The organism is Neisseria sp. Marseille-Q1983 (assembly GCF_018224585.1).
Classification (GTDB): domain Bacteria; phylum Pseudomonadota; class Gammaproteobacteria; order Burkholderiales; family Neisseriaceae; genus Neisseria; species Neisseria polysaccharea.
Map to the genome: position 1 here is coordinate 1 of NZ_JAGTUI010000069.1, position 4,947 is coordinate 4,947.

Consider the following 4,947-nt stretch of genomic DNA (forward strand, 5'->3'; position numbering starts at 1 on the left):
GTGAAGGGGTAGTTGGCGATTTTGGGGCGTGCGGCGGATACGGCGGTAATCAGGGTGGATTTGCCGGCGTTGGGCATACCCAATAAGCCGACATCGGCGAGGACTTTGAGTTCGAGTTGCAGGGAACGGGTTTCGCCTTCTTCACCGGGCGTGGATTGTTTCGGGGCGCGGTTGACGGAGGATTTGAAGTGGATATTGCCCAAGCCGCCTTTGCCGCCTTTGGCAAGGCAGACGCGCTGTCCGTGGTAAGTGAGGTCGGCGACGATTTCATCGGTATCGAGGTCGCGGATGAGGGTGCCGACGGGCATTTTGAGGACGATGTCGTCCGCACCTGCGCCGTAACGGTCGGAACCGTGGCCTTTTTCGCCGTTTTTGGCTTGGTAGCGTTTGACGAAGCGGTATTCGACGAGGGTGTTGGTGTTTTCGTCGGCTTCTGCCCAAACGCTGCCGCCTTTGCCGCCGTCGCCGCCGTCCGGACCGCCGCGCGGTACGAATTTTTCGCGGCGGAAACTGGTTGCGCCATTACCGCCTTTGCCTGCGGCGACTTCGATTTTTGCTTCGTCGATGAATTTCATTCAATGCTCTTGTTTGTTGGTTTCAAATGGGGGTTCAGACGGCATGGCGTGTGTTTTGATGCCGTCTGAACAGAATTTCGGACGCTATTATAAGGGATAAGCGGTATTTCAACACGCCGTACCCAAACTATTTGTTCCGCCCATCTTAATGAATTTTTAAGCAAATCTTCAGCCTGCAAACAAAATTATGTCCAACTTCTTTGGTACAATCGCGCCTTTTTGACATTCCGACCCGACGGAATGTCCGTTCAAACCGTTACATATAATAAGTTTTTTATGAACACAAACCAACCTGCCGTTTACGACCCGTTGACACGCGCGCTGCACTGGCTGACCGTTGCCGGTTTCATCGGCATTCTGACCACCATTGTCCTGTGGACGATTTATAGTGGATTAACAAAAATCAGGACAAGGCGACGAAGCCGCAGACAGTACAAATAGTACGGCAAGGCGAGGCAACGCCGTACTGGTTTTTGTTAATCCACTATACGAAGAGGCGGAATGGGCGGGCAGCCTGTTCGGCCTGCACAAATCTTTCGGCTTCCTCACGCTGACGGTGATTACATTGCGCATCGTGTGGGCAGTTGCCAACCGCGCCAAGCGTCCGCAAAGCGACAGCAAGGCTGCGGCGGCAGGACACGGCATTCTGTATCTGCTCATGCTTGCCGTTCCCGTTATCGGCATGATCCGCCAATACGGCAGCGGCCGCGGCCCGTTGAAAGTGTTCGGCGTTGAGGTGATGCAGGGTTCGCCGGAAAAAATCGAGTGGATGGCAAACTTGGGCAACACGTTCCACGGCAATTTGGGCTGGCTGCTGTTTGCCGCCGTCGCCGGACACGTCGCCATGGTCGTCGTCCACCGTGTTCAAGGCAAAGACGTGCTGTACCGCATGACGGGACGCGTACGCTGATTGCTTCCCTCTTACGATGCCGGCTTGTCCGGCATCATTTGTTTTTCCACGACAGTGCCAGATCGTACAAAGCTTTTTTTCCCTCGCCCGTGATTTTGGCAGCAAGCTCCGCCGCCTGCTTGGTCGGCAGCTCGGCAGCAAGGATTTTCATCACATTTTGCGCGGACTCGGACAAGCCTTCGTGTTTTTCATCCTGCGCCGGATAAAGCACCAACACCATCTCGCCGCGCGATTGGTTGCCGTCCGCCGCCAATGCCGTCTGAATTTCCCCAACCGTGCCGCTTAAGAACGTTTCAAACGTTTTCGTGATTTCGCGCGCCAGCATCAGACGGCGTTCGGGGAACAGTTCCACCATATCGGCAAGCGTTGCCCCGATTCGGTGCGGTGTTTCAAACATCACGACGGGAAACGCCACCCGCACCCATTTGGCAAACAGTTTCCTGCGCTCTCCCGATTTCGGCGGCACAAAACCGTTGAAATAAAAATCGGATTCCTCCACACCGGCCACGCTCAAAGCCGCCATCACCGCGCTTGCGCCGACAACAGGGACAACTTTAAACCCCGCTTCGCGCACGCGGCGGGCGAGTTTCGCACCCGGGTCGCACACGGCCGGTGTACCCGCATCGGAAACCTGTGCCACAACCATGCCGTCTGAAAGATAGCCGATAATCTTGTCCGCCATCTGCCGCTCGTTGTGTTCGCGCACGCTGACGAGTTTGCCCTGAATGCCGTACGCGCTCAAAAGCTGCGCGGTAACGCGCGTATCTTCGGCACAAATGATGTCTGCCTTTTGCAATACCGCCAAAGCGCGCAGGGTAATGTCCGCCAAATTGCCGATGGGCGTGGCAACCACGTATAATGTCCCTCCGACGACGCTGTCGGAGGCTTTCTGCAAGTGTTTCTGAAACATAAAAAATGCCGTCTGAAAAACAAACATTATAAAGGTTAAACCGATTATGCGCCTAAACCACAAACAGGGCGAGGCAGGCGAAGATGCCGCGCTTGCCTTCCTCCAATCCCAAGGCTGCACGCTGCTTGCCCGCAACTGGCACTGCGCCTACGGCGAAATCGACCTAATTGTCAAAAACGGCGGCATGATTCTGTTTGTTGAAGTAAAATACCGCAAAAATCGGCAATTCGGCGGTGCCGCATACAGCATTTCCCCATCCAAATTATTGAAACTGCAACGAAGTGTAGAGTATTATCTGCAACAGAACAGGTTGACAAACGTACCGTGCCGCCTCGATGCGGTACTGATTGAAGGAAACCGCCCGCCCGAGTGGATACAGAATATTACAGGTTGACGATATGACGACATTACAAGAACGCGTTGCCGCCCATTTTGCCGAAAGCATCCGTGCCAAACAGGAAGCCGAAAAAGTACTGGTCGAGCCGACCGTACAGGCTGCCGAGCTGATGCTGCAATGCCTGATGAATGACGGCAAAATCCTGGCCTGCGGCAACGGCGGTTCGGCTGCCGACGCGCAACACTTCGCCGCCGAAATGACCGGCCGTTTTGAAAAAGAACGCATGGAACTCGCCGCCGTCGCGCTGACAACAGACACTTCCGCGCTGACCGCCATCGGCAACGACTACGGTTTCGACCATGTATTCAGCAAACAAGTGCGCGCGCTCGGACGTGCAGGCGACGTCCTCGTCGGCATTTCCACCTCCGGCAATTCTGCCAACGTCATCGAAGCCGTCAAAGCGGCACACGAACGCGATATGCACGTCATCGCCTTGACCGGCCGCGACGGCGGCAAAATCGCCGCCATACTCAAAGACACCGACGTTTTGCTCAACGTTCCCCATCCGCGCACCGCCCGTATTCAAGAAAACCACATCCTGCTGATACACGCCATGTGCGACTGTATCGACTCCGTACTGCTGGAAGGAATGTAACCCTTTTCAGACGGCATGGCGCAAAGCAATGCCGTCTGAAACGCCCAAGAAAGGAAGCACCCGATGAAACCCAAACCGCACACCGTCCGCACCCTGATTGCCGCCATTTTCAGCCTTGCCCTTAGCGGCTGCGTCAGCGCAGTCGTCGGCGGCGCGGCGGTCGGCGCGAAATCCGCCGTCGACCGCCGAACCACCGGCGCGCAAACCGACGACAACGTTATGGCGTTGCGTATCGAAACCACCGCCCGTTCCTACCTGCGCCAAAACAACCAAACCAAAGGCTACACGCCCCAAATCTCCGTCGTCGGCTACAACCGCCACCTGCTGCTGCTCGGACAAGTCGCCACCGAAGGCGAGAAACAGTTTGTCGGTCAGATTGCACGTTCCGAACAGGCCGCCGAAGGCGTGTACAACTACATTACCGTCGCCTCCCTGCCGCGCACTGCCGGCGACATCGCCGGCGACACTTGGAACACGTCCAAAGTCCGCGCCACGCTGCTGGGCATCAGCCCCGCCACGCAGGCGCGCGTCAAAATCGTTACCTACGGCAATGTAACCTACGTTATGGGCATCCTTACCCCCGAAGAACAGGCGCAGATTACCCAAAAAGTCAGCACCACCGTCGGCGTACAAAAAGTCATCACCCTCTACCAAAACTACGTCCAACGCTGACTCGGCAATACCGTCTGAACCGCCTTCAGACGGCATTGCCCGACACCCCAAAAGCACAATCAAAATGGCAAAAAAACCGAACAAACCCTTCAGGCTGACCCCCAAACTCCTGATACGCGCCGTATTGCTCATCTGTATCACCGCCATCGGCGCATTGGCAGTAGGCATCGTCAGCACATTCAACCCGAACGGCGACAAAACCCTCCAAACCGAACCGCAACACACCGACAGCCCCCGCGAAACCGAATTCTGGCTGCCAAACGGCGCAGTCGGACAAGATGCCGCCCAACCCGAACACCACGCCGCCTCATCCGAACCCGCACAGCCGGACGGCACAGACGAAAGCGGCAGCGGACTGCCGTCCCCTGCCGCACCCAAGAAAAACCGGGTCAAACCACGCCCTGCCGACACAGCTCAAACCGACAGACAGCCGGACGACGCCGGAACACAAGCTGAAAACACACTCAAAGAAACCCCCGTACTGCCCACAAACGTCCCCCGTCCCGAACCCCGAAAAGAAACACCCGAAAAACAGGCGCAGCCCAAAGAAACACCCAAAGAAAAAGAAACGCCCAAAGAAAACCATACCAAACCGGACACCCCGAAAAACACGCCGGCCAAACCCCATAAAAAAGAGATTCTCGACAACCTCTTCTGACCCGGCACGGCAGGCACACCCGCAATCCAAGGAAGCATTATGAACGGCATCATCATCAAAACCCCCGAAGAAATTGAGAAAATGCGCGAACTGGGCAAACTCGTCGCCGAAGCCCTCGACTATATCGGACAATTCGTCAAACCCGGCATTACCACCGACGAAATCGACAAACTCGTTTACGACTACCACGTCAACGTCCAAGGCGGCTACCCCGCCCCCCTCCACTACGG

The 4,947-nt window shown here is 56.2% G+C and carries 8 protein-coding genes and 2 pseudogenes; 8 read left to right on the forward strand and 2 right to left on the reverse strand.

Annotation, left to right across the window (positions count from 1 at the left end; translation table 11 throughout):
* Positions 1 to 575 (reverse strand): GTPase ObgE (gene obgE, locus KEM39_RS10625; RefSeq protein ID WP_211710000.1); only part of this gene is annotated, 575 nt, incomplete at its 3' end.
* 276 nt (positions 576 to 851) lie between these two features.
* On the opposite strand from obgE, the gene KEM39_RS10630 reads away from it, so the two are divergent.
* The 3 genes and pseudogenes from KEM39_RS10630 (at position 852) to KEM39_RS10635 (ending at position 1,485) form a co-directional block, all read left to right on the forward strand.
* Entirely contained in the window at positions 852 to 1,016 is a 165-nt protein-coding gene (locus tag KEM39_RS10630) for a hypothetical protein (RefSeq protein ID WP_002217780.1), read from the forward strand.
* Positions 968 to 1,119, forward strand: a pseudogene (locus KEM39_RS12120) (IS5/IS1182 family transposase); the annotation flags it as partial. The gene KEM39_RS10630 and the pseudogene KEM39_RS12120, both read left to right, overlap by 49 nt.
* Positions 1,120 to 1,125: 6 nt before the next feature.
* Entirely contained in the window at positions 1,126 to 1,485 is a 360-nt protein-coding gene (locus KEM39_RS10635; protein WP_418030214.1) for a cytochrome b, read from the forward strand.
* Positions 1,486 to 1,519: 34 nt separating this feature from the next.
* Here KEM39_RS10635 and rsmI read toward each other — a convergent pair whose 3' ends face one another.
* On the reverse strand, positions 1,520 to 2,395 hold the full coding sequence (gene rsmI, locus KEM39_RS10640) for a 16S rRNA (cytidine(1402)-2'-O)-methyltransferase (RefSeq protein WP_118997395.1): 876 nt from the start codon (positions 2,393 to 2,395) through the stop codon (positions 1,520 to 1,522).
* Positions 2,396 to 2,441: 46 nt separating this feature from the next.
* Between rsmI and KEM39_RS10645 the strand changes: the two genes are divergently transcribed.
* The 5 genes and pseudogenes from KEM39_RS10645 to KEM39_RS10665 form a co-directional block, all read left to right on the forward strand.
* Positions 2,442 to 2,789 carry a YraN family protein gene (locus tag KEM39_RS10645; RefSeq protein ID WP_002256097.1) on the forward strand — a complete coding sequence of 116 codons (348 nt, stop codon included), beginning with the start codon at positions 2,442 to 2,444 and terminating at the stop codon, positions 2,787 to 2,789.
* Between the two features lie 4 nt (positions 2,790 to 2,793).
* Complete coding sequence (locus tag KEM39_RS10650) at positions 2,794 to 3,387, forward strand: phosphoheptose isomerase (RefSeq protein WP_002215063.1); 594 nt, start codon at positions 2,794 to 2,796, stop codon at positions 3,385 to 3,387.
* 63 nt (positions 3,388 to 3,450) lie between these two features.
* Positions 3,451 to 4,059 carry a BON domain-containing protein gene (locus tag KEM39_RS10655; protein ID WP_118997394.1) on the forward strand — a complete coding sequence of 203 codons (609 nt, stop codon included), beginning with the start codon at positions 3,451 to 3,453 and terminating at the stop codon, positions 4,057 to 4,059.
* Positions 4,060 to 4,066: 7 nt separating this feature from the next.
* Positions 4,067 to 4,717 (forward strand): hypothetical protein, encoded by a 651-nt coding sequence (locus tag KEM39_RS10660; protein ID WP_118997393.1) that lies wholly within the window; start codon positions 4,067 to 4,069, stop codon positions 4,715 to 4,717.
* 39 nt (positions 4,718 to 4,756) lie between these two features.
* Positions 4,757 to 4,947 (forward strand): annotated as a pseudogene (locus tag KEM39_RS10665) (type I methionyl aminopeptidase); the annotation flags it as partial.

What these genes read in the sequence shown, in the direction of transcription:
- KEM39_RS10630 (WP_002217780.1), top strand. Translation starts at nt 852, where the DNA reads ATGAACACAAACCAACCTGCCGTTTACGACCCGTTGACACGCGCGCTG.
- rsmI (WP_118997395.1), bottom strand. Translation starts at nt 2,395, where the DNA reads ATGTTTCAGAAACACTTGCAGAAAGCCTCCGACAGCGTCGTCGGAGGG.
- KEM39_RS10645 (WP_002256097.1), top strand. Translation starts at nt 2,442, where the DNA reads ATGCGCCTAAACCACAAACAGGGCGAGGCAGGCGAAGATGCCGCGCTT.
- KEM39_RS10650 (WP_002215063.1), top strand. Translation starts at nt 2,794, where the DNA reads ATGACGACATTACAAGAACGCGTTGCCGCCCATTTTGCCGAAAGCATC.
- KEM39_RS10655 (WP_118997394.1), top strand. Translation starts at nt 3,451, where the DNA reads ATGAAACCCAAACCGCACACCGTCCGCACCCTGATTGCCGCCATTTTC.